The organism is Enterococcus caccae ATCC BAA-1240 (assembly GCF_000407145.1).
In the GTDB taxonomy this organism is placed as follows: Bacteria; Bacillota; Bacilli; order Lactobacillales; family Enterococcaceae; genus Enterococcus_L; species Enterococcus_L caccae.
In genome coordinates, this window is record NZ_KE136473.1 from 494,223 (window position 1) to 518,471 (window position 24,249).

Below are 24,249 nucleotides of genomic sequence, written 5' to 3' on the forward strand. Positions count from 1 at the left end.
AGTACCCCCATTTTTTTTTGGTTTATTCCAGTTAATGGTCATACCTTTGTACAAAATTAAAATAAGCACCAATCAAATTTGCATCATTTCCTAACGAACTTAAAACCACAGAAGGCGAGATGATTTTAGTAAGGGGACTCATAGCAAGACCATCCAGAATTTTTTGTAAATCTTGTTTTAAATAATCTAGTAAAATAGGTTGACTGCTGATACCGCCACCGATAACAATTTGTTCTGGATCTAGAATCGTTTGAAGATTCCAGATCTGAATGGCTAAAGAATCGCAATAGTCATGTAAAATACGATCTGCAACCTGATTCCCTGCTTTTACAGCTTCAAAAAAAAGTTCACCGCTCACTTCACCTGTTTTTTTATTGATTGATTTAGCAAACGGTTTTAATAAGCTATAAACACTATTTTTTACAGCGAAAAAATCCGTCATCGTCATGGATGAATTTGTTTGGACTAATGATAATTCACCAGCAGATTGATGCGCTCCTCTAACTATTTGACCATTGATAAGTAAACCACCGCCAACACCAGTACCGAGTACAATCATAATAGCGTTGTTTACACCTTGTAGCTGACCTAACCTCATTTCGCCAATAATAGCGCATCTCGCATCATTTTCTACCGCAACAGGACAATGAAAGATAGACTTGTAAAATTCAAGTATATCCAGTTGTCTGATAAACTCAAGTGAACCGCCATGGATAGCAAAACCGGTATCCGCATTGATGATTCCAGGCATGGAAATAGAAACCCCATCAATAGGTTCTACTAATTCATTGAGTATCTGTTTTAAACATTTTTCAAAAGCATCACTTGTTTTAGGTGTTACTTGCTTTTGAACATGTTCTAGTTTTCCGCTAGTCATCAATCCATATTTAATAAATGTACCGCCTATATCTAAAACGAGAATTTTTTTCATTTGATTCTACCTCCAAAATGTTTGAATGTACATAGTGAATTCGGTTACTTTACTTATACTAATGGCTCTATTATAATGGACACATAAATTTTAACATAAGTAGGTTAAGCTAATGCTAGAAAAAATATCTTCAGTCAAACAGTTTTCTGATGCTGATGAAGTGCTGCAAAATTATATTTTTAGAAATCTAGAAACTGTTTTTACACTTTCTGCTCGAGAAATTGCTGTTCAAATTCCATGTTCTCCTTCAACTGTGACACGCTTTGTAAGAAAATGTGGTTTTGATTCTTATCACGATTTTCAGCGCTATGTCAAAAATGAAGTGAGTCAACTCGCTGGTAAGGGGATGACCGATACGATTTCACTTGAGCAAATCTTTGTGAATCAAGTGTTTGCTGAAGATGTACTTGAGCAGGTAGAAACAGTGAGTAGTTTACTAAAACAAGCAAGTTTTATTTACTGCGTAGGTATGGGTTCATCTGGAATTATGGCTAATTACGCAGCTCGAAAGTTTAACACAATTGGTTTTAAAGCGATGTATTCGAATGAACCATACGCACCGTTTCTTTCTACTCAAATGAAAGAGGACAATAGTATCATGATCATTTTCTCTAGTTCAGGTGAAACGACAGAAATTATTGAGATGGTTCAACTTTTAAAATCTAGCAGCAACCAAATTATCAGCATCACCAATACCCATGATAATACCTTAGCCAGACTGTCAACAATCAATATTCCATATTATATTGAGAATCAACGGTTGCCATATAATTTTGATTTATCCTCTCAGATACCAACAGTGGCTTTAATTGAATATTTGGTGGCTTTTTGTTTTAACAAGAAATAATAGTTCATCGTCCACTTAGCGGGTAACGTTTATAATTTGTTTATATTTATCCTTTATACTAACTGTAAACGTAGTTAAAGGAGGAGCACTATGACTAAAATGTTTTTCAAAAAGGTATCAGTTGTGTTATTTACTTTAATTATTTTTTCGGCGTGCCAACCTAAAACAGCTGATACAAAACAATCGGTAAAGGGGAGTACAAGTATGACAACTGAAAAAAGTAGTACAAGTCAAACAAATGAATCAGGAACAGTTTCAACGAATAGTACACAACAAGTTAATCAAACCTTTCCAGCAGGAACACTGATTCAAGCTGTGACGGACAATGATTTTGAAAAAGTAAAAACAATACTTCAAGATAAACATTATCCAATTGATGAAGTGAATGCTAAAGGCGAATCCCCACTACTCATATCAACACATGAAAACTTTATCGAAATCGCCAAACAACTGATTGATGCAGGTGCTGATATTAATCTACAAGATCACATTTCGGATAGTCCATATCTTTATGCTGGAGCCCAAGGAAAAACAGAAATTTTGGCTTATATGCTAGAAAAACAAGTACCAGATCAGCAAAAAGTGAATCGCTTTGGCGGTAACGCCTTGATTCCAGCTGCTGAAAAAGGCCATCTTGAAAATGTTAAACTGCTATTAAAAGATGGAAGAGTAGCTATCGATCATCAAAATAATTATGGCTATACCGCTTTGATTGAAGCAGTTGCATTAAGAGATGGATCTGAAATCTATCAACAAATCGTCAAAGTTCTGTTAGAAGGCGGCGCAGATAAGACATTGAAAGACAATACTGGACGAACAGCTGAAGATTATGCTAGAAGTTTAGGTTATTCTGAAATGTTGCATACACTTAACGCTTATTAATAATGGCCAAACAGCAGAGGATTAAACCTCTGCTGTTTTTGCGTTTTCTTGTTCTAACAGATACTCTTTTTTGTCAGCCATTTTAAAGAATGGATACCAAACAAGTACATTCACAATCAATAAAACAATAAAGATCAACAGGTAATTAAATCCACCTTTTAAGGCCATCGCGATTGGTGCTGGTGTTGTCCAAGGCAGAGCAATCAATGGATTGTATTTAGAAAAATCTAAAACCGATAACATGCCCCAAGCAATGCCGCCCATTAATAAAGGAGAAGCGACCATTGGCACAAAGAAGAATGGGTTGAGCATCAGCGGCATACCGAAAATCAACGGTTCATTTACGTTAAAGAGAACTGGCGGACCTGCTAATTTAAATAACGATTTATAGCGTTCAGATTTTGCAGTAAACATGGAAATCACTAAGCCGTAGGTACTTCCTTGACCCCCAAAAGCATTTCCGCAAACATAAGAAACAACAGCCATCGCAAGATACGGTAGTTCTTGGTGTTGCTGATAGGCTGTCATATTTGCCAGCATGTTTGCGGTCATAACTGGCATTACGACACCATATACCATGTTTGGATGAATCCCGAAAAACCATAGCATATTTGCTAACGTAAAAATAAGAATGATAGCAATAGGAGAGCCAGTCAAGGATTGTAGTGGTGCTTGAATCAAGGTTGTAATAAAAGCAAAAATATTGTCAAATGGTGTAAATGAGAAAATTATTCTCACAATGAAAAAAACGGCTAAAATAACACCAGATAAAATGGCAGGACTTAATGATTCAGAAACATTTGAAGGAACTGTATCAGGCATTTTGATCGTTAGATTTTTTCTGATCAAAAATCCATATAAAACAGCGGTAAAATAGCCAACGATGATTGCAACAAATAAACCAGTACCACCTGTATATTGACTTGCAAAAGCTTCCACATTATTGCTTGCTGTGACAACCGTTTGAGCAGGAAACTCTGTAACGCTTTTTTCCAATGTATAGGTTTGAATCATTTGTGGCATTAAGATGAAAAATGAACCAATTGCTAAAAGTCCAGCTGGCAGTGGATCGTGTCCTTCTTTTTTAGAATAAATATAAGCAAAGTTAAATGTTACATAAACTGAAAGTAAGTTGATCGTAGCACCCAAAGCTGCATTGAAGTGTGCGGTCATACCAGTTTTAGCTAAAAATTCGATCCATTGAGGAATCGGAAAGTTCCCAACGATCATGAGCAAAGCGACACCTAACGTAATCGGTGTTGTCCGCATAAATGCTTCGGCCAATGCACTGAAAAATTTACTATTATTCATTTTTTGAGCAACCGGACCAATAAATTTATTCAGAAATTTTTCTAAAGCTTCCATTATTTATTCCCCATTTCGTTTAAATGCTCACCGTTTGTTTCAATCACTTTTTGATACCAATAAAAACTATCTTTTTTATAACGATTTAAAGTACGTTCAGAAGTTTCATCTCGGTCAATGTAGACAAAGCCATAGCGTTTTTGATAGCCATTCAACCAACTAAGTAGATCAGTAAAACTCCAAGTGCAATAGCCTAACACTTGAACACCGTCTGTGATTGCTTCTTGGATCTCATGTAAATGTTTTTGTAAGTATTCGATACGGTAAGGATCGTGGATTTCGCCGTTTTCTAATTTATCATATTCTCCTAAGCCGTTTTCTGTGATCAGAACAGGTAACTGATAACGACTTTCGATCGTTCTTAACGCTACTCGAATGCCGATAGGATCAATCGTCCAATCCCAATTTGTTTGTTCTAGATAAGGATTTTTGACAAATTTGCTCACTCTAGGAATTTCCATTTCTGTACTGGTTCCTTTTTTACCAGAGTTGTTCATTTTCATTTCTCCTGAGAAGAAATCTGTGGTACTAGCTTTGACCGTTGCGGTTTGATAATAATTTAAACCGATGAAATCTGGTATACCGCATGCTAACAATTCTTGGTCGGCTTCGGTAGTAACGGGCGCTAGCTGTAATTTTTCTAATTGCTTGATAACGGTTCTTGGATATTTGCCAGTTGCATAAACATCTAGCCAGAAAAATCCCATCAGTTCTTCCGTATCAATTTTAGCTAAGACATTCAGTGGATTACTATCAAAAGCATAAGCAGGACCATAATTGAAACTTGGGCCGATCTGTCCTTTATAACCACCTTTTTTAAACGCTTTGATCACAGACGCATTAGCAAGATTGGCAATATGATTGGCCGCAAACATTCGTTTAACATCATGAACTGCCGGTGGATGAGTGCCAAGTAGATAGCCGTGAGTGATAAAAACATTCTGTTCATTCAAACTTATCCAATAGTTTACTCGATCAGAAAAGGCATCAAATAATACCTTGGCATAATTGGTAAAATCTTCAATAATTTGACGAGATTCCCAACCGCCGTATTCATCTTGCAAAGCTTGGGGAAGATCCCAATGGTAAATTGTTACGATCGGTTCAATGCTGTATTTCAAAAGCTCATCGATCAGCTGATTGTAAAAATCGAGACCTGCTTGATTGAGGTCGCCGTTACCGTTTGGAAAAATACGTGACCAAGCAATAGAAAAACGATAAGCTTTTAATCCAAGTTCTGCCATTAAGGCAACATCTTCTTTAACCCGATGGTAGTGATCTACCGCAACATCTCCATTGGTATTTTTAAAGGTTGTGCCAGGCTGTTTGACAAAAGTATCCCAAACAGAAAGCCCTTTTCCATTATCTTGATACGCTCCTTCGACTTGATAAGCAGCAGAAGCACTACCCCATAAAAAATGTTTAGGAAACGAATCTAATTCTGAGTGACGCATAATCATTCCTCATTTCAATATTATTTTGTCTAATTCGATAATAATGGAAGTAGTTAACAAATGTAAGCGTTTTTCTTTAGTGTGCAACGTGTTGCAAGATTATGAAATGCACAAATTAAAATGAAAAAATAGCAATACTTTTCTTCTATTTAAGCGATTGTGCTTTTTTTCTTACCCCAAAGCACGTATAATGAGAATCAAATGAATCAAGTAAAGCGAGGCTATTTCCACATGAAAAAATTCTTTGAAAGTTTACCTGTCCATGATTACACGACAAAACTTTCTGTAGCGATCGTTTATGCGATCTTAGCATCTGTAGCGATGAACTTCTTTTATCAACCAGGCAATATTTATTCCAGTGGGATCACTGGATTGGCACAAATTTTGACGACTTTATCAACAAAGATTGTAGGGGTTAAAATACCTGTGTCGATCACCTTATATGTGCTGAATATTCCATTGTTTTTTGTCGCTTGGCTTAAAATTGGAAAAAAATTTACGGTGTTTACTTTTTTAACCGTGACATTAACATCAATTTTTATGCAAATCGTGCCGCAAACGACTCTTTCTAACGATCCGATAATTTGTGCGATCTTCGGTGGAGCAGTCATGGGTTCTGGAATTGGCTTTGCTTTGAAAAATGGATTATCCTCAGGTGGATTAGATATTTTTAGTATTACGATCCGTAAGAAAACAGGACGCTCTGTGGGTTCGATTTCTATGTATTTTAATGGCTTGATCATTTTTGTTGCAGGCTATTTGTTTGGCTGGCAGTACATGTTTTACAGTGCCTTATCCATTTTTGTGAGTGGAAAAGTAACGGATGCCGTTTACACGAAGCAAAAGAAAATGCAAGTCATGATCATCACAAAGAATCCAGATGCTGTAATAGACGGGATTCAACAAAAGATGAGACGTGGGATTACGATTATCCATGAAGCAGAAGGCGCTTATCGCCACGATAAACAGACACTACTTTTAACTGTTGTGACGCGTTTTGAGTTACCAGCTTTAGAAGCTGCCATGAAAGAATCAGACCCATCAGCGTTTGTAAGTATTTCAGATAATGTCAAAATACTTGGTCGTTTTTATGAAGAGGATCTATAAAAAAGGAAGTGAGTGGGATATGACTCGAATCGTTATGTCCCACTCACATGGAATCTGGATAGACGGTGGGAGCGAAGCTATCCCTTTAGAACTAAGCTGAAATTGCTGTGACACACAACGAGGTACGGGTTGATGCTGCATAGAACCTTTTAGTTATTGGAGCTAGGTGTTTTTCTCCCCCTCTATTAGAGTGATACGCAGGTATGAACGATGCTTTCACGTAAATCAGTAAAGTGTAAATGTTCTCAAAGAATAAAACAGTGATTTCAAAAAAATAATCTCTTTTTCTTGAAAAGAGAAGTGAAAACTGTTAAACTATGTTTGTAAGATTGAGGGACGCTTTTATGACTGTTAAAGAACTTAACAATGAAAAAGAAGAACGTCAATCCTATTTTTTTAAAGTTCATAGGTCGTTTTAAGTCTAACTTGGACGTTTTCAGACCAACGAAGGAGCGCATCATGCTAAATGAATTAAAAATGATTGAAGCAGTTGCTCCAGATTTGCTCGATGTAATGCAAGAAAGATTTCATATTCTTCGTAATATTTACTGGATGCAACCTATTGGACGTCGGAGTTTATCAGATAGTATGGGGGTTACAGAACGAGTCTTGAGAACGGAGACAGATTTTCTGAAGAACCTACAACTGATAGAAACTTCAAAAAGTGGAATGACCTTAACTGAAAAAGGCTTAGAAGTCTACCAAGGATTAGAAACAGTTATGAATCAATTGCTTGGCATGCATCAAGTCGAAAAGGAAATCAGCCAATACTTTGGAATCAAACGTTGTATTGTTGTTGCTGGTAATAGTGACAATCAGGAAAAAGTTCTTTATGAATTTGGAGATATTTTAACCGATTCATTGGATTTGATTTTACCTGAAGGTGAGAATATTATCGCCGTGATGGGCGGAACGACAATGGCGATGACTGCAGAACATATGGGGTCGTTAGAAACAGAAAAACGACACAATCTATTTGTTCCCGCTCGTGGTGGAATCGGTGAAGCAATGACCGTTCAAGCTAACTCGGTAAGTGCAGTGATGGCTAGTAAAACGGGTGGACATCACAGAGCGTTATATGTTCCAGAGCAATTAAGTCTTGAAACGTATAATTCACTATTGCAAGAACCGTCGATTCAAGAAGTTTTGTCACTGATTGAGCAAAGTAATTGTGTTGTTCATAGTATCGGTCGTGCATTGCATATGGCAGCACGTCGAAAAATGTCAGATGAAGAGATGGTTATGCTAAAGCAAAACAACGCTGTAGCAGAATCTTTCGGCTATTTCTTTGATGAAGAGGGCGAAGTAGTCTACAAAATCCCTCGAATCGGACTTCAGTTAAAGGATGTACAAAAAATTCCGAATGTCGTTGCAATTGCTGGCGGTAAAACTAAAGCTAAAGCAATACGGGCATATATGAAAAACGCACCAAAGCAAACGTGGCTCATCACAGATGAAGCTGCTGCCAATGAGATTTTAAAAGGGGCAACCCTTTAAAATAAAAAAATTTTTGATTTTCATAAGGAGGAAATCTTTAATGACAGTTAAAGTAGGTATTAATGGATTTGGACGTATCGGACGCTTAGCATTCCGTCGTATCCAAGATGTAGCAGGAATCGAAGTAGTAGCAATCAACGATTTAACAGATGCTAAAATGTTAGCTCACTTGTTAAAATATGACACAACTCAAGGACGTTTCAACGGAACTGTTGAAGTTCATGATGGATCTTTCAACGTTAACGGTAAAGAAGTTAAAGTTCTTGCTAACCGCAACCCAGAAGAATTACCATGGGGCGAATTAGGCGTAGATATCGTTCTTGAATGTACTGGATTCTTCACTTCAAAAGAAAAAGCTGAATTACACTTAAAAGCTGGTGCTAAACGTGTTGTTATCTCTGCTCCAGGCGGAAATGACGTACCAACAATCGTTTATAACACTAACCACGATATCTTAACAGGTAAAGAAACAGTTATCTCAGGTGCTTCATGTACGACTAACTGTTTAGCTCCTATGGCTAAAGCTTTACAAGATAACTTTGGTGTTGTTGAAGGTCTTATGACTACAATCCACGCTTACACAGGTGACCAAATGACTCTTGATGGACCTCACCCTGGTGGAGACTTCCGTCGTGCACGCGCTGCAGCAGAAAACATCGTACCTAACACTACTGGTGCTGCTAAAGCAATCGGTCTAGTTATCCCTGAATTAAATGGTAAATTAGACGGAGCTGCTCAACGTGTTCCTGTAGCAACTGGTTCATTAACTGAATTAGTAACAGTTCTTGACAAAAACGTAACAGTTGAAGAAGTAAACGAAGTGATGGCTAAAGCTGCTAACGAATCTTACGGATACAACGAAGATCAAATCGTATCTTCTGATATCGTAGGTATGACTTTCGGTTCATTATTCGATGCTACTCAAACTAAAGTAATGACTGTTGGCGACAAACAATTAGTGAAAACTGTTGCTTGGTATGACAACGAAATGTCTTATACTGCACAATTAGTTCGTACTTTAGAGTACTTCGCTAACTTATAAGATTCAGTCTTATCAGTAGTGAAATTTGAACAATTGTGAAATAATAAGCGGGGAAGCAACGCGCTTCCCTGCTTTTTTTATAAGTTTAAGAAAAACCATTCTTTTCAAAATCAAAAATAGATAGGGGTAACTTTTAATGGCTAAAAAGACTATCAAAGATGTAGACTTAAAAGACAAAAAAGTTCTTGTACGTGTTGACTTTAACGTGCCTTTGAAAGATGGCGTGATTACGAACGATAATCGTATCGTAGCGGCACTTCCAACAATCAAATACGTAATCGACAATGGTGGGAAAGCAATTTTATTCTCTCACTTAGGTCGTGTGAAAACAGAAGAAGATAAAGCTGGCAAATCATTAAAACCAGTTGCTGAGCGTTTAGGCGAATTATTGGGCAAACCTGTAACTTTCGTTCCTGAAACTCGCGGTACTGAATTAGAAACAGCTGTTAACAACATGAAAGACGGCGACGTTTTAGTGTTTGAAAACACTCGTTTTGAAGATATCGATGGTAAAAAAGAAAGCGGAAATGACGCTGAATTAGGTAAATACTGGGCTTCTTTAGGCGATGTATTTGTGAATGATGCATTTGGTACGGCTCACCGTGCGCACGCTTCTAATGTAGGAATTGCTTCAACTGGGATTCCAACGGTTGCTGGATTCTTAATGGAAAAAGAGATCAAATTCGTCGGTGAAGCAGTAACTGCACCAAAACGTCCTTTTGTAGCTATCTTAGGTGGCGCAAAAGTTTCTGACAAAATCGGTGTTATCGAAAACTTGATTTCTAAAGCAGATAAAATCCTTATCGGTGGCGGAATGACTTACACATTCTACAAAGCAAAAGGGATCGAAATCGGTAACTCACTTGTTGAAGAAGATAAAGTTGCTTTAGCAAAAGAATTGATCGAAAAAGCTGGTGACAAACTAGTATTACCAATCGATTCAGTATGTGCTAATGAATTCAGCAATGATGTTGAAACAGTTATCACTGATGGCGAAGCTGTACCAGAAGGCTACATGGGCTTAGATATTGGACCTAAATCAATCGAATTATTCTCTAAAGAGCTAGCAGGCGCTAAAACAGTTGTCTGGAACGGACCAATGGGTGTATTTGAAATGAGTAACTTTGCTAACGGTACAATCGGTGTATGTGAAGCAATTGCTAACTTAGAAGATGCAACAACAATCATTGGTGGTGGAGACTCTGCTGCAGCTGCAATCCAATTAGGCTTTGCTGACAAATTCACTCACATCTCAACTGGTGGGGGCGCAAGCTTAGAATTATTAGAAGGTAAAGAATTACCAGGATTAGCGGCAATTAACGATAAATAAAGAGGTTGTGAAAAAGGCGTTTAAACTTGAGTAGGTAAGGAGAATTACCGAAAATTTGCCTTTCGAACACCGTTTAATCAATCCATACCATAATAAGAAAAGGATGTGCTTCTCCATGCGTAAACCAATCATCGCTGGTAACTGGAAAATGAACAAAACTTTAGCAGAAGCGCAAAGCTTTGCTGAAGCAGTAAAAAATGCTGTTCCATCAAAAGATGTCGTTGATTCAGTAATCGGATCTCCAGCATTATTCTTAGCACCACTTGCTTGGAATCTTAAAGATTCTGACGTTCAATTATCTGCACAAAACTGCTACTGGGAAAACTCAGGCGCATTCACTGGTGAAAACTCACCTGCTGCTATTGCGGATTTAGGTGTTCAATATGTGATCATTGGTCACTCTGAGCGTCGTGAGTACTTCCACGAAACAGATGAAGACATCAACAAAAAAGCCAAAGCAATCTTTGCAAACAACATGACACCAATCTTCTGTTGTGGCGAATCTTTAGAAACATACGAAGCAGGCAAAACTGCTGAGTGGATCGAAGGTCAAATCACAAACGGTTTAGTTGGTTTATCAAATGAGCAAGTATCTTCAATGGTTATTGCTTATGAACCAATCTGGGCCATCGGAACTGGTAAATCTGCTGATGCGAATATTGCGGATGAAATCTGCGGCGTTGTACGTTCAACTGTAGAAAAATTATACGGTAAAGAAGTATCAGATGCTGTACGTATCCAATACGGCGGTTCTGTAAAACCTGAAAACATTGCTGAATATATGGCGAAAGAAAACGTTGATGGAGCTTTAGTCGGTGGAGCAAGCCTTGAAGCAGATTCATTCTTAGCCTTGTTAGAAGCTGTTAAATAAGACACGCTTATAACAATATACGCAATAAATAGAAAAATCATTGAATAATCTATGAATTATGCAAAAAATGTTTGCATAGCACGCGTTTATTCACTACAATCATAATTAAGGGAATCGAATCCCCTTAGTATAAAACAAACTCAAAGGAGAGACAAAACATGTCAATTATTACTGATGTTTACGCACGCGAAGTCTTAGACTCACGCGGTAACCCAACAATCGAAGTAGAAGTATACACTGAAAGCGGTGCTTTTGGTCGTGGAATGGTTCCATCTGGCGCTTCAACTGGTGAATACGAAGCCGTTGAATTACGTGATGGTGACAAAGCTCGTTACTTAGGTAAAGGGGTTGTTAAAGCAGTTGACAACGTGAATAACATCATCGCTGAAGCTATCATTGGCTACGATGTACGTGACCAAATGGCAATTGATAAAGCAATGATCGATTTAGATGGAACTCCTAACAAAGGTAAATTAGGCGCAAACGCTATTCTTGGTGTTTCAATCGCTGTAGCCCGTGCTGCTGCTGATTACCTAGAAGTACCTTTATACCACTACTTAGGCGGATTCAATACAAAAGTATTGCCAACACCAATGATGAACATCATCAATGGCGGATCTCATGCTGATAACAGTATCGACTTCCAAGAATTCATGATCATGCCTGTAGGCGCTCCTACATTCAAAGAAGCTTTACGTTATGGTGCTGAAGTATTCCACGCATTAGCTGGAATCTTAAAAGCTCGTGGCTTAGCTACTTCTGTAGGTGACGAAGGTGGTTTCGCTCCTAACCTTGGTTCAAACGAAGAAGGTTTTGAAGTAATCATCGAAGCAATCGAAAAAGCTGGCTATGTACCTGGTAAAGATATCGTTCTTGCTATGGATGCTGCTTCTTCTGAATTCTACGACAAAGAAAAAGGTGTTTACGTTTTAGCTGATTCAGGCGAAGGCGAAAAAACAACGGAAGAAATGATCGCATTCTACGAAGAATTATGTGCGAAATACCCAATCATCTCAATCGAAGATGGATTAGATGAAAATGACTGGGATGGTTTCAAAAAATTAACAGTTGCTTTAGGCGACAAAGTTCAATTAGTTGGTGACGATTTATTCGTTACAAACACAACTAAATTAGCTGAAGGTATTGAAAAAGGAATCGCTAACTCAATCCTTATCAAAGTGAACCAAATCGGTACTTTAACTGAAACATTCGAAGCAATCGAAATGGCTAAAGAAGCTGGCTACACTGCAGTTGTATCTCACCGTTCAGGTGAAACAGAAGATTCAACAATCTCTGATATCGCTGTTGCAACAAACGCTGGTCAAATCAAAACTGGTTCTCTATCACGTACAGACCGTATTGCTAAATACAACCAATTATTAAGAATTGAAGACCAATTAGGCGAAGTTGCTGAATACAAAGGTTTGAAATCTTTCTACAACTTAAAAAACAAATAATTTTAGTTGACTATAAAGCAAAAAGGGACAACTGATTTTGAATCTTTTCTCCTTATACACTCATACGTAAAAAACTCCTCTTGTGAAGACAAGAGGAGTTTTTTTTGTAATTTTTTTCCACTGTTAAGAGTTGTATTTTTTCTTTATAGTGATAAAATTAGAATTAATTGAAACAAAGAGAGGAGAAACTCAGTGATCGAAAGTCTATTTGACTATATAAAAAGTATATCTGATATTGTTGGAGATAATGAAAAGATGTTTGTCTATAGAGGTGAGAATAAAGAATACCCTATTCCATGTGTTCCAAATATTTTTAGAGAAAGCCGAAGACTTGAATACATAAATTTCGAAAAAAATATTATTCATAAGATTAGATCCGAAGGATTTGATAACGAAACATCATACTTGTTGACTGCAATTGAAGCGCAACACGGAGGATTTCCTAGTAGATTATTGGATGTATCTTTTAATTCATTAATTGCACTCCATTTTGCTGTTACTCCATTTTACAATGAAAAAGAAGATGTTTATGATCGTCAAGATGGGAAAGTATATGTAATTGAAGCAAATAATTTATATTCCCCATCATCATTGGAAATAGAGGAACTGTATTCCAATGAACTATTGAATAATCATTCCTTTAAAAATGAGTTTCCACTATTTTCTTATAGTTATAAAATGCTAGATTATCACACCAAAAATTCCAGAATTAAAGCGCAACAAGGCGGATTTATTATGTTCTATGGGAATGAATTTAGACCATTACCAAAATCTGTTGTTAATGAGTTGACAATTCCATGTTTAAGTAAAAAAAGAATTCGTATTGAATTGGAAAAGCTATTTGGTATTTCGAATGCTTTTGTTTATCCTGAGATGAATAATGTGGCTAACAGATTTGTAAATACTTTAGAAAAATACTCACAGACAGGGTTATCCGACAAAGGTGATTTGAATAATATATTAGAGTCATTCTATCAAAATATTGATTATTGTACTAAAAAAATTGTTTATGAATATAATAAATATAAAGGACATCTAAATAGATTATCAGTTTATAAAGAAGAAAATAATATCAAGGGAATGACGAAATATTGCAAACAAAATAACATTTTAATTAATTTTGTTGATCTAAAAAAAGATGGGTCTCCCAAGAATAAAACCAAATTTTATAAAATTTGGGAAAAAGAAATATCAAGATCTCTTAAAAATGATACGATCATTCCAGAAGTTATTGCTCTAGAAAGATATCTTATTGAAGTGACAATGGACATAAATTTATCCAAACGATATTTAGTTGATGAGAATAAAAATAAACCTTTTGATGAAAAATATTTTGATGCTAAAGTAAGTAAATTTTTTGAAATGCTGTTATGCAATCAGTATGAAATACTATCGCTAGTCTTGGGAAACATTGATATTGAATTAATGGATTGGACAAATATTTTTAAAGAATATGGAGATGTATAATGGAAAAGTTAGCGTTTGACATAGAAAGTTCTGTGAAAAATATTATGGAAATAGCTGGTTATGATGAATCATCTATAGAATTATCTACATGTATTAAAAGAGAGATAATCAAACTTAGTTCACCAGATGAATTTATGGTTATATCAAATCAAGATTTTGACTTTGATACTACGGTTGAGCTTGAAGAGAAAAGAAAGGAAAGTGAGCCTCCTCTTTATGTATTTTGTATTAGTAAAAAAGAAATATGTTATACAAATTCTACTGATATCATAAAAGAAATTGCATCTAAGGTAGAAAAAAATCATGGAGATGTTTATGTACATTTTCTGTTTGATTCAATTGAGAAAAGAATTGGATCAAGTACATCTGATCAGATAACAAAAGATAGTATTCAGAAGAAACTTAAAGAACGATCAATTTCATTAAATAAAGTAAATCTCTCCTTATCGTATGGAACTATTAAGAAAGGTAATTTACACACGCAAGATTCTGAGAAAAAAGAATATAAGATACAGGTTTTGAGTAGGATTGGAATCAAAGCTAAAGCTTTGGAAACTCCTAAAACTATGGGACATGTTTTTACCGCAAGTCTTTATGATCTTGTAATGTTGTATAACGACAAGGAATCTGATCTATTTTCAAAAAACTTGAGACTAGGTATTAAGGATGAGCTAGATGTAGATAGTTCAATCAATAATACGCTGAAAAAAAATCCGACAGAATTTTGGTATTTAAATAATGGAGTAACTATTTTAATTGAAAAAGGGAATTTGTTTTTGGATAAACCCAATTCAATTATTCTTAAGGATGCACTAGATAGAAAGACTGAGATAACAGTAATTAACGGTGCTCAGACACTAAATGCAGCTGCAAATTTCTTTTTTTCCAGTGTAGTGGAAGATAAAAATAAAGAAGAAGCTAAAAATAAAGCATTTGTTATGTTAAAAATAATTTCTTTATCAAGTGAATCTAGCGATAGCGAACAGGCGGATAGGATTTCAATCTCACTTAATAGACAGAAACCAATCGTGATAGATGATATAGCATATACAATGGATATAATTAGTAAAATTAATGGTTTGCACGATAAAGTGAAAAATTTACCAGAAGAACATTCAGAACTTGATCCATTCGTTTTTTCAATAGTTAGAAGAGGTGAACTTTCTGCTGTTACTCAAAGAACATACAATTTAAAAGTGTTACCAAGAATACTGTATTCTATTTTATTGGATAAACCTGGCACGGCTAGATCTGGTGCTATAAAAAGTATTCTGAAAGTAGATGTGGATAATAAGAAATTTGAAGAGACTGGCCTCTTCCCAGAATTAAGTGAAGGAAATGAAGAGGAAGATTTTAAAAATTACTACCAAGCAGTTAACTTCGCTATGGCATTATTTGATGAAATAACTGAAATATCTAAAAATCTATCTTTAGGTGAACATGAAACTAATGAGTCAAGTATAGATAAATATGGTAAGTATCTGATTATCTATATTATAATTAATGTATTGAACTCTCGAAAAGAAGCGAAGCCAGAAGAAAGCATAGATTACTCTAAATGGACTTATAAAGTAGAAGATGTAAAAAAAATGATTACTAATGAGTCTTATTGCAAGTTATTAGAAGTGTTAGCATCTGATTGGGATAAGCTATTAGACAATGATGAACAAAAGTGGGATTCTAATGCATTTAAAAAGAATAAAGAAATTATTAATTTACTAAAAGAAGTATATAGTAAAGTAGAAAATATTTTAGATGTAAAGTGATGTATTTTTTACTTTTGCAAAGTACTATAGTGAGATTATTTAATAGTAAAATCTAAATTAAATAAATGGTTGTAGAACTCCTCTTCTCAAAGTAGTAGGAGATAATTATTAGAAAGTTAGTACTAATTTTCTAATGAAATAGTTTTTCTTTGATTCAAACTATTTCTTTTATTATATTTAGCAGAATCTATTCAAAAGTTAAGTAAACGAATGGTAAAATGCATATGTTTTCTTTTAAGATGATTTATTTGTTATACTAAAATTAATGAAATGAAAGGAGGGAAATTTCATGAAAACAAGAGCTGAATTAAAAAATGAAGCGAAAGACGTTTTACGTGGACGTTGGAAAGACAGTGTATTGATGTGTTTGGTACCAACATTGATTTCCATTGCAATTGGACTACTTGTATTTTTTCTACTATTATTACCAACTATTACTTTTGTTCAAAATAACCCTGATTTTGTAAGTGGTACTACAAGCTATGAAGGGAGTTCTGGCAGTGGCGGAAGTGGCTTCTTTGGTGGTGTTATAGGTGCGTTATTTAGTGCTGGGATTTCTTGGACATTCCTTGATCTTTTAAGAGGAAAAAGACAAGAAATCAACCCCTTTTCAGATGCATTCCGCGGTTTTGCTGGACCTGTGATTTTAGGCGTGATTTGTATTAGTTTATTAACACTTGTCTTTGTTACGCTATGGTCATTACTATTGATTATCCCAGGAATTATCAAAGGTTATTCTTATTCACAAGCATATTTTGTTTATTATGATGGTTATGAAGAAACTGGTGTACGTCCAGGCTTTTTAGACTCGATCACTCGCAGCAGAAAGCTTATGAATGGCTATAAAGGTCAATTATTTTTATTAGATCTAAGCTTTATCGGTTGGCATATCTTAGCGATGTTAACGTTAGGAATCGGTTATCTATGGTTAACACCATACATTACTGCCACAAAAGCTGCATTCTATGACAATTTACCGAAAACGATAACTGCTTAAAAAATCAAAAGCCCGAAACAAAACGGATTGTTCGTTTTGTTTCGGGCTTTTTAATCTGACTAATTATTTAAGTAAAATGATGAGCGAATTGAATTGTTTATAATTTGTTTATTTTCTTGTTAGCATCTGTTTACATTGGCTCTTTATAATAAAGGTAAGCAATAAGAAGATTTACCTAATTATAGGAGGGAGCAAAAAATCATGAACAATAAGAAAATCATCGTAGGTGTTTCAAGTTTAGTTTTACTATTAGCAGGTTGCAGTGTTGGAACACAAGAGTCTCTAGGCGCAAAAGGAAGTAGCCAACCGCAAACAGAACAATCAAAAAATAGTCCGAACAAAAATAAAGGGGACAAATTAACTAAAACTTTAGGTAAAACCGATTGGCAAGGCACAAAAGTTTACGACAAAGACAACAATGATTTAACAGCAGAAAATGCCAATTTTATTGGCTTAGCAAAATATGATGCTGAAACAGGACGCTATGAGTTTTTCGATGCTAAAACAGGAGAGAGCCGTGGCGATCGCGGCACATTTTTCATTACAAATGATGGAACAAAACGGATTTTGATTTCTGAAACGATGAATTATCAAGCGGTTGTCGGTTTGACTGAGCTGACTAATAAAAAATTCACCTACACAAGAAAAGGCAAAGACAAAGCTGGAAATGAAGTAGATGTATTTGTTGAACATATCCCGTATAATAAGACTAAGTTAGCTTTTACAGAGAAAGAAAAACCATTGGATACAACAACAGGTAAAATCGAGACGAAGAAACCTGGTGCTGAAATCTTAGGACAAACCTTATGGAACGGCACAAAAGTATTAGATGAAGCTGGCAATGATGTAACGGAGTTTAATAAAAACTTTATCAGTTTAGCTAAATTTGCGGCTGATACAAATAAATATGAATTTTTCAACTTAGAAACAGGCGTTAGCCGTGGTGATTTTGGTTACTTTGATGTATTGAATCATAATAAAATCCGAGCGCATGTATCAATTGGTCAAAATAAATACGGGGCAGCGTTAGAATTAACCGAGCTGAATAACAAAAAATTTACGTACAAACGCATGGGGAAAGATCAAGCGGGCAATGATATCACAGTATTTGTAGAACACGAACCTTATACTGGTGACTTTAAACCTGAATTCAGTTTCTAAGCTGTTCTGACTAAACGCAATTGATCCCCTAATAAATGAACCAAAGGAGAACGAAATGACAATAAAAAAACGATTTCTCATTTCATATATTGGGGGCATTGCGATTGCGTGCCTTTCGCTTTTTTCAATCATTTGTATAGTGTTTTATGTGACAACAGGAAGAATTCCTAGTCCGAGTACTTTATATAAAACCTTTACAGAGCAACGCTCGTTGAGTCCAGAAGAAGAGTTAGCCTATATCAAATTACGTGGAATAGCGAAAACTGATCCAGATCAGTTACTTGGACCACAGGAAGAATTAAAGAAAACCATCAGTCAATTTGAAAGTGAATCTCTAGGTGTTGTTGTACGCAAACAAGAAAATATTGCCTATTATTCACAAGATTTGGTAGAGAAATCATTGATCGTTCATTTTCCTAAATTCGATGACAATAATCTTGAAACAAAAGGCACCATCGATAATGCAGGTCGTTTGTATCGCTATATGAAATTTGATTTTTATTTTAGTGATCAAGTACCAGGCAGTCTATTGGTCTTGAAAAAAGAAAATAATTTTTTAGAGTTTATGACAAAATGGGGCGTATTAGTTATTGTAACGATTTTACTTGTGGCACTTAGCGGCTTACTTTTTCTCAATCATTTATTGAAAAAAACGATTATTAGTCCTTTAGAAAACCTAGGTGTAGGAATGTCTGCGATAAGCAATGGTCAATTAGAAGTGTCGATGACAAAACCTGTTAAACAAACAGCAATGGAAGTAAAGCAGTTGACGGATGATTTTGAAAAAATGCGGGAAGCGTTGATCTACTCAACTGAAGAACAAGCAAAACTTGAAAATAACCGTAAAGAACTAGTTGCAAGCATTTCTCATGATCTAAAAACGCCGATCACTTCAATTATTGGCTACGTTGAAGGCTTACTGGATGGAGTAGCTGACTCTCCTGAGAAACAGGATAAATATCTGCAAACGATCCATACAAAAGCTATTTCATTGAATGAGTTGATCGAAGAACTATTTTTATATTCTAAATTAGATGCAGCAGCTATTCCTTTTCACTTTGAACGAATCAATATCAATGAATTCTTGAAACATATCATTGAAGAATTTCAGTTGCAAGATAACCAAGTTTCGTTCCAATTATCTAATCAGCAAACGAACGCAAGTTATGTTTTAGCAGATCGAATGCAGTTAAACCGAGTTTTTATCAATTTAATCGAAAATAGTCTAAAATTTAAAGCAATGAACCGCCCACTTTTGATTGAAATCGGCATCTCTGAAAGTGCTGGAATAGTGAAAGTCAGCGTATCTGACAACGGACAAGGGATCTCGGCGGAACAATTACCGTTTGTTTTTGATCATTTTTATCGGGGCGAAGAAGCGCGGCCAACAAATACTGGCGGTAGTGGCTTAGGCCTTGCCATCGTCAAGCAAATTATCGATATGCATGACGGTCAAGTCGAGATTGAAAGTCAATTACATCATGGAACGACTGTCACGATTATATTAAAAAAAGCCTGAGGAGGACAGCCAAATGTCAAACGAAGTATCACGCGTTTTATTGATCGAAGATGATGCAAGTATTGCAGAATTACAAAAGGATTATTTAGAAATCAATCATATAGAAGCAGAGATCGCAAGCGATGGATTGGTTGGGCTAAATCGGGCATTAAATGAATCCTTTGATTTGATCGTGATTGATATCATGTTGCCGTCAATGGATGGCTTTGAGATTTGCCGTCGTATTAGAGAAAAGAAAAATATTCCACTGATGATCGTTTCAGCTAAAAAAGAAGATATCGATAAAGTCAGAGGCCTAGGGCTGGGTGCGGATGATTATATGACCAAACCCTTTAGTCCGAGTGAATTAGTTGCTCGGGTCCAAGCACATATTAAACGTTATCAGTTATTGACTAGAACAGATCAAGTGAACGACACGATAGAAATTGGTCAAATTAGGATCGATAAAAGTGCCCGTAGAGTATTTGTGTTAGGGGAAGAAATCATTTTTACAACGAAAGAATTTGATTTACTCCTATTTTTCATGGAACATCCAAATCGAGTTTGGATGAAAGAGCAATTATTTCGTCAAGTTTGGGATATGGATGATCTTGATAGTGATATCTATACGGTCGTTGTTCATGTTGGGCGCATCAGAGAAAAGCTCAAAAAAGGCAAATTATCAGAAATTCCAATAGAAACAATTTGGGGTAGCGGTTATCGCTTCAATACCTAGTGAAAAATTAAAAGGAGAAAATTTATGAAAAAAAGCTATCTACTTGCTGTTTTCATTTTATGTAGTATCGTAGGTCTTTCTGCCTGTAAACCAGATCAAAGAAAAGATACAGACAAATCCAATACGCCATTAAGGGCACCGTTGGTTAACTCCTCTTCATCGGAGACCATTCCATCAAGTGAAGAGACAAAAGAAAAAGGCGTGAATGATTTATCTTTTGAGAATACTTCTTATAATTATGACGTTGTGACCGGTGCCACTCAAACAACCTTTGGCTCAAATCCAAAACCTCTTTATACTTATGAAGAGAAACTCGAGAAAATGTTTTGGTCAAATCAGCCTCCGTTAGGCTTGATGGAAGGCAATTATTATACGAATGATGGCTATTTTGATGTTGGTAATAAAGGCATTGTTGAGATCGTTACCGATGATACGCATAAAATCATCAACGTTGAATTTAACGAATACGGAGCTGAAAATTATTATGCTTCAAAATATGCAGGAGCTAATAAACGTCTTTCTGATTATGCTTTCTTTCAAGCACAAAATCCAAGAACAGATACTACTTTAGTAACGGTCGTTAACGGAATCACGTTTGTAGAAAGACAAATGCGTGAGGAAAATCGGATAACAGGGAATTTTGAAACAGTCAAAGGTTCCTCAACAACTGCAAGAGAAGGGTTAATGGCGATTGCTGCTGAATTAGCAGATGAAATCAAACAACCATCAAAAACGAAATATATCGGCTATGCTGAAGATTTTGGTAATGGCTTAATCGGCAGAATACAGTTGACTGTGACGGATGGAAAAATCGACAGCGCACGTTATGATGAATATTTTGCAGATCAGCCTGAAAAAATTGTGGCGGATAATCTGAAAAAATATTATCGGCAGTCAAAGTATTTCTCTTTAGAATATAAGGAAGAAACAAACGATGATTTTGTTTCTTTTGCGGATAGTTTGACTAAAGCAATCATTGAGCAACAGAAGCTAGTGCTTGAAAACAGTGAACTCGCAAAGCATCCTTCATTTGACTCTTATCAAAAATTGATCCAGCATATTGAACTTTAAACAGAATCCGCTAATTTTTCGACACACTTTTGACATATTTTTATTTTATACTAAATAAAAATATGTTAGGAGCGATTATAGATGGGTTATTGTTCAAGTTTTTTCAATGGAGGACGTGGCATGATGCGAGGAGGGATGTTTGGTATGGGACTTTTTTGGTGGATCTTGATAATCATTGTGATTATTGGCGCTGTTTATTTTATGAGAAATAAAACGAATCAACAGGAAAATATAAGCAATAGAACACAACCGGAGGTACCACATCAACCAGTTCGTCCTTCAGCATTTGATGTGCTAGCTGAAGAATTCGCGAAAGGAAATCTTACAGAAGAAGAATACTTGCATAAAAAAGAAGTGCTAAAAAAATAATCGTAAAAGAGGGTGTGATAGAAGCATTTAGCTCCGAGAAATAAGAGGGGGTACTTCTGATCACACCGTTTATTTGGATTCCTCAAAGCTGGGATGTGACTCGTAGAGTTATGTCTCAGCTTTTATACTATGATAAAAACATCCCTGTTACGGAATTAGAATCATGGATAGCATCTGTAGGTCTTCCTTCAAAAATCACTTGACCACCCTTTTTTCCAGAGCCAGGGCCAAATTCGACCATCCAGTCTGCTAGACGTATCAGCTCTAGGTTATGTTCGATTACTAAAAGAGTATTATTATTTTGAAGTAGTTCATCAAACACAGTCAGTAATGATTGGACATCTTTCGTACTTAGACCAGTAGTAGGCTCGTCTAAAATAATTCCTTTATTTTTACAGTCAAGATGACAGGCCAATTTTAAGCGTTGTAATTCTCCACCAGAAAGAGTATCTAATGTTTGTCCCAAGCAGAGGTAGCCTAAACCAATCTTATTGAGCCACAAGAGCTGCTTAGCAATTTTTTGTTGCGTTGAAAAAAAATGACAACTGTCTTCAACTGAGAGGGCGAGCAATTCTACAATATTTTTCCCATTATAAGAGTATTGAAGAATGTCTTGGTGATATTTGCTCCCATGACAAGCTTCGCAAGTACTCCGAATTGGATCAAGAAAAGCCAATTCTGTTTCGATAAACCCTTTGCCTTTGCAAACGGGACAAGCTCCTTTTCCGTTGAAGCTAAAATAACTAGCTGCAACATGATTTTTTTGACTATATAGCTGACGAATCTCACCGAAAAGACCGATTGAAGAGATAATGGTTGAACGACGACTTGCTCGTAACGTTTTTTGAGTGACATAAAAAATCTCTTCATTATATTGTTCCTGCAACGCTTTTGCAAAAGAACTTTTTCCAGATCCAGCTACTCCTGTAATCGCGATCAACCGTTGTGTTGGAAGTTGCACAGATACATTCGTAACATTATTTTTTGAAATATTCTCTGCTGTAAAAAAATTAGGCTGTGTGCTTTCCTGTTGCTTTCTAGTCAGCGGTTGTTGTGCTGCTTGTCGCTTGTTCCACTCTTCAAAATGACTAATACTAATCAGTTCGCCGCCATGAATACCAGCTTTAGGACCTAACTCAAAGACAGTATCTGCTAATTGAATGATAGCTGGATCATGATCAATCAATAAAACTGTGTTTCCTTTCTCTTTAATTGCTCGAATTAACTGTCCAATCGCTTGAATATCTTGTGGATGCAGCCCAACACTAGGCTCATCAAAAATATACATCAAATCTGTAAGGCTACTTCCAACTGAACGAATCAATTTGATTCGTTGAGATTCACCACCAGACAGCGTTCCTGTTTCTCGAGCTAAATTAAGATAAGCGAGTCCTACCTGACAAAAATGATCCAGCTGGTGTAAGGTGTTGTCCAACATCGGTTGAACCCCTTGTTGTGATAAACTACGCAAAAAATCTCTTAATTCATCTAACTGCATCTCTAAACATTCACCAAGATGTTTTCCTTTGATCTTGCACGATAATGCTTGCTCATTTAAACGATATCCTTTGCAAGCAGGACATTTTTCTTGTTTAGTAATACGTTGAACTTCAGGTAAGTAACGTCGATAGCTTTTTGATGGATTTTGGATAAATGTCTTAGTAATCCTAGGAATCAGCCCTTCGTAGGTTGCAGATTTGTACCATCCAGTTTTTGGAGTTGGTGATTTGAGTTCAGCTGAGTATAGCAAAAGTTTCATTTCCTCTTGAGTAAAATGTTTCAATGGTTTGTCATTATCAAATAAACCTGAATCTACATAGCGTTTCCAGCGATAACTATTAGGTTCAAATGTCGGAAAACGAATAGCTCCTTGATTTAATGACCGTTCATAATCAAGCAGCTCAGCTAAATTGAACTTAGTAGCAATGCCTAAACCTTCACATGTTTTACACATACCAGCGGGACTATTAAAAGAAAATAAATCAGAATAGCCCATAAAAGGCTGACCAAAGCGTGAGAAAAGCAAACGCAAGGTTGGATTGATATCTGTAGCAGTTCCTACTGTTGAACGTCGATTATCACCTAAAGCTTTTTGATTGATGATTACAGCAGGTGAAAGATATTCAATCGAATCCACAAGTGGAGCTTCTAAATGTGGCATGCGATTGCGGATATAGCTAGGATATGTTTCATTCATTTGACGTTGTGCCTCGGCTGCGATTGTATTAAAAACTAATGAAGATTTACCCGATCCAGATACACCAACGAAAGCATTGATTTTATTTTTTTCGATAGTGACATCAACATTTTTTAAATTTCGAGTACGTGCTCCATGAATTATGATTTGACTCATGATCATTCCTCCTTTATCTTAAGTATAGCGATTAAATATGACAAGATT

General features: G+C 35.9%; 20 protein-coding genes. 16 read left to right on the top strand and 4 right to left on the bottom strand.

What is annotated here, in order from left to right:
- Positions 1 to 31: 31 nt before the first annotated feature.
- On the bottom strand, positions 32 to 931 hold the full coding sequence (locus I580_RS07860) for an ROK family protein (protein WP_010771425.1): 900 nt from the start codon (positions 929 to 931) through the stop codon (positions 32 to 34).
- A gap of 112 nt (positions 932 to 1,043) precedes the next feature.
- Here I580_RS07860 and I580_RS07865 point away from each other — a divergent pair, with 112 nt between their 5' ends.
- Both I580_RS07865 and I580_RS07870 read left to right on the top strand, forming a co-directional pair.
- Entirely contained in the window at positions 1,044 to 1,778 is a 735-nt protein-coding gene (locus I580_RS07865; RefSeq protein ID WP_010771426.1) for a MurR/RpiR family transcriptional regulator, read from the top strand.
- Positions 1,779 to 1,868: 90 nt separating this feature from the next.
- Entirely contained in the window at positions 1,869 to 2,660 is a 792-nt protein-coding gene (locus I580_RS07870) for an ankyrin repeat domain-containing protein (protein ID WP_010771427.1), read from the top strand.
- A 21-nt stretch (positions 2,661 to 2,681) separates the two neighbouring features.
- Here I580_RS07870 and I580_RS07875 read toward each other — a convergent pair whose 3' ends face one another.
- Both I580_RS07875 and I580_RS07880 read right to left on the bottom strand, forming a co-directional pair.
- Positions 2,682 to 4,025, bottom strand: a complete 1,344-nt coding sequence (locus tag I580_RS07875; RefSeq protein ID WP_010771428.1) for a PTS sugar transporter subunit IIC — start codon at positions 4,023 to 4,025, stop codon at positions 2,682 to 2,684.
- Positions 4,025 to 5,479 carry a glycoside hydrolase family 1 protein gene (locus tag I580_RS07880; RefSeq protein WP_010771429.1) on the bottom strand — a complete coding sequence of 485 codons (1,455 nt, stop codon included), beginning with the start codon at positions 5,477 to 5,479 and terminating at the stop codon, positions 4,025 to 4,027. Before I580_RS07880 ends, I580_RS07875 begins: the two co-directional genes overlap by 1 nt.
- Positions 5,480 to 5,710: 231 nt before the next feature.
- On the opposite strand from I580_RS07880, the gene I580_RS07885 reads away from it, so the two are divergent.
- The 14 genes from I580_RS07885 to I580_RS07950 all read left to right on the top strand — a co-directional run bounded on the left by I580_RS07885 (position 5,711) and on the right by I580_RS07950 (position 21,848).
- Positions 5,711 to 6,586, top strand: a complete 876-nt coding sequence (locus tag I580_RS07885) for a YitT family protein (protein WP_010771430.1) — start codon at positions 5,711 to 5,713, stop codon at positions 6,584 to 6,586.
- Positions 6,587 to 7,045: 459 nt separating this feature from the next.
- Entirely contained in the window at positions 7,046 to 8,083 is a 1,038-nt protein-coding gene (locus tag I580_RS07890) for a sugar-binding transcriptional regulator (RefSeq protein WP_010771431.1), read from the top strand.
- A gap of 40 nt (positions 8,084 to 8,123) precedes the next feature.
- On the top strand, positions 8,124 to 9,125 hold the full coding sequence (gap, locus tag I580_RS07895; RefSeq protein ID WP_010763065.1) for a type I glyceraldehyde-3-phosphate dehydrogenase: 1,002 nt from the start codon (positions 8,124 to 8,126) through the stop codon (positions 9,123 to 9,125).
- A 136-nt stretch (positions 9,126 to 9,261) separates the two neighbouring features.
- A complete protein-coding gene (locus tag I580_RS07900) occupies positions 9,262 to 10,455 on the top strand; it encodes a phosphoglycerate kinase (RefSeq protein ID WP_010771432.1) in 1,194 nt (397 codons plus the stop codon).
- 115 nt (positions 10,456 to 10,570) lie between these two features.
- Positions 10,571 to 11,326, top strand: a complete 756-nt coding sequence (tpiA, locus tag I580_RS07905) for a triose-phosphate isomerase (RefSeq protein ID WP_010771433.1) — start codon at positions 10,571 to 10,573, stop codon at positions 11,324 to 11,326.
- A gap of 158 nt (positions 11,327 to 11,484) precedes the next feature.
- On the top strand, positions 11,485 to 12,783 hold the full coding sequence (gene eno / locus I580_RS07910) for a phosphopyruvate hydratase (protein WP_010771434.1): 1,299 nt from the start codon (positions 11,485 to 11,487) through the stop codon (positions 12,781 to 12,783).
- Between the two features lie 192 nt (positions 12,784 to 12,975).
- Positions 12,976 to 14,250, top strand: coding sequence for an FRG domain-containing protein (locus I580_RS07915; RefSeq protein WP_010771435.1), 1,275 nt, complete (start codon positions 12,976 to 12,978; stop codon positions 14,248 to 14,250).
- Positions 14,250 to 16,016 carry an AIPR family protein gene (locus tag I580_RS07920; protein WP_010771436.1) on the top strand — a complete coding sequence of 589 codons (1,767 nt, stop codon included), beginning with the start codon at positions 14,250 to 14,252 and terminating at the stop codon, positions 16,014 to 16,016. Before I580_RS07915 ends, I580_RS07920 begins: the two co-directional genes overlap by 1 nt.
- Positions 16,017 to 16,305: 289 nt before the next feature.
- On the top strand, positions 16,306 to 17,013 hold the full coding sequence (locus tag I580_RS07925) for a DUF975 family protein (RefSeq protein ID WP_010771437.1): 708 nt from the start codon (positions 16,306 to 16,308) through the stop codon (positions 17,011 to 17,013).
- Between the two features lie 201 nt (positions 17,014 to 17,214).
- The gene (locus I580_RS07930; protein WP_010771438.1) at positions 17,215 to 18,174 is read left to right on the top strand and encodes a DUF4822 domain-containing protein; all 960 of its coding nucleotides are present in this window, start codon (positions 17,215 to 17,217) and stop codon (positions 18,172 to 18,174) included.
- A gap of 55 nt (positions 18,175 to 18,229) precedes the next feature.
- On the top strand, positions 18,230 to 19,693 hold the full coding sequence (locus I580_RS07935) for a sensor histidine kinase (protein WP_010771439.1): 1,464 nt from the start codon (positions 18,230 to 18,232) through the stop codon (positions 19,691 to 19,693).
- A 13-nt stretch (positions 19,694 to 19,706) separates the two neighbouring features.
- Positions 19,707 to 20,408: a response regulator transcription factor gene (locus tag I580_RS07940; RefSeq protein ID WP_010771440.1), complete on the top strand. Its 702-nt coding sequence runs from the start codon at positions 19,707 to 19,709 to the stop codon at positions 20,406 to 20,408.
- Between the two features lie 24 nt (positions 20,409 to 20,432).
- Positions 20,433 to 21,479: a hypothetical protein gene (locus I580_RS07945; RefSeq protein ID WP_010771441.1), complete on the top strand. Its 1,047-nt coding sequence runs from the start codon at positions 20,433 to 20,435 to the stop codon at positions 21,477 to 21,479.
- 81 nt (positions 21,480 to 21,560) lie between these two features.
- Complete coding sequence (locus I580_RS07950; protein ID WP_010771442.1) at positions 21,561 to 21,848, top strand: SHOCT domain-containing protein; 288 nt, start codon at positions 21,561 to 21,563, stop codon at positions 21,846 to 21,848.
- A gap of 127 nt (positions 21,849 to 21,975) precedes the next feature.
- Here I580_RS07950 and I580_RS07955 read toward each other — a convergent pair whose 3' ends face one another.
- On the bottom strand, positions 21,976 to 24,201 hold the full coding sequence (locus I580_RS07955; protein ID WP_010771443.1) for an ATP-binding cassette domain-containing protein: 2,226 nt from the start codon (positions 24,199 to 24,201) through the stop codon (positions 21,976 to 21,978).
- Positions 24,202 to 24,249: the final 48 nt, after the last annotated feature.

Bases quoted from the DNA above. Each gene is read 5' to 3' on its own strand.
- I580_RS07940 (WP_010771440.1), top strand. From the start codon at position 19,707: ATGTCAAACGAAGTATCACGCGTTTTATTGATCGAAGATGATGCAAGT.
- I580_RS07870 (WP_010771427.1), top strand. From the start codon at position 1,869: ATGACTAAAATGTTTTTCAAAAAGGTATCAGTTGTGTTATTTACTTTA.
- eno (WP_010771434.1), top strand. From the start codon at position 11,485: ATGTCAATTATTACTGATGTTTACGCACGCGAAGTCTTAGACTCACGC.
- tpiA (WP_010771433.1), top strand. From the start codon at position 10,571: ATGCGTAAACCAATCATCGCTGGTAACTGGAAAATGAACAAAACTTTA.
- I580_RS07945 (WP_010771441.1), top strand. From the start codon at position 20,433: ATGAAAAAAAGCTATCTACTTGCTGTTTTCATTTTATGTAGTATCGTA.
- I580_RS07900 (WP_010771432.1), top strand. From the start codon at position 9,262: ATGGCTAAAAAGACTATCAAAGATGTAGACTTAAAAGACAAAAAAGTT.
- I580_RS07920 (WP_010771436.1), top strand. From the start codon at position 14,250: ATGGAAAAGTTAGCGTTTGACATAGAAAGTTCTGTGAAAAATATTATG.
- I580_RS07865 (WP_010771426.1), top strand. From the start codon at position 1,044: ATGCTAGAAAAAATATCTTCAGTCAAACAGTTTTCTGATGCTGATGAA.
- I580_RS07880 (WP_010771429.1), bottom strand. From the start codon at position 5,479: ATGCGTCACTCAGAATTAGATTCGTTTCCTAAACATTTTTTATGGGGT.
- gap (WP_010763065.1), top strand. From the start codon at position 8,124: ATGACAGTTAAAGTAGGTATTAATGGATTTGGACGTATCGGACGCTTA.
- I580_RS07925 (WP_010771437.1), top strand. From the start codon at position 16,306: ATGAAAACAAGAGCTGAATTAAAAAATGAAGCGAAAGACGTTTTACGT.
- I580_RS07885 (WP_010771430.1), top strand. From the start codon at position 5,711: ATGAAAAAATTCTTTGAAAGTTTACCTGTCCATGATTACACGACAAAA.
- I580_RS07875 (WP_010771428.1), bottom strand. From the start codon at position 4,025: ATGGAAGCTTTAGAAAAATTTCTGAATAAATTTATTGGTCCGGTTGCT.
- I580_RS07955 (WP_010771443.1), bottom strand. From the start codon at position 24,201: ATGAGTCAAATCATAATTCATGGAGCACGTACTCGAAATTTAAAAAAT.
- I580_RS07950 (WP_010771442.1), top strand. From the start codon at position 21,561: ATGGGTTATTGTTCAAGTTTTTTCAATGGAGGACGTGGCATGATGCGA.
- I580_RS07935 (WP_010771439.1), top strand. From the start codon at position 18,230: ATGACAATAAAAAAACGATTTCTCATTTCATATATTGGGGGCATTGCG.
- I580_RS07890 (WP_010771431.1), top strand. From the start codon at position 7,046: ATGCTAAATGAATTAAAAATGATTGAAGCAGTTGCTCCAGATTTGCTC.
- I580_RS07930 (WP_010771438.1), top strand. From the start codon at position 17,215: ATGAACAATAAGAAAATCATCGTAGGTGTTTCAAGTTTAGTTTTACTA.
- I580_RS07860 (WP_010771425.1), bottom strand. From the start codon at position 931: ATGAAAAAAATTCTCGTTTTAGATATAGGCGGTACATTTATTAAATAT.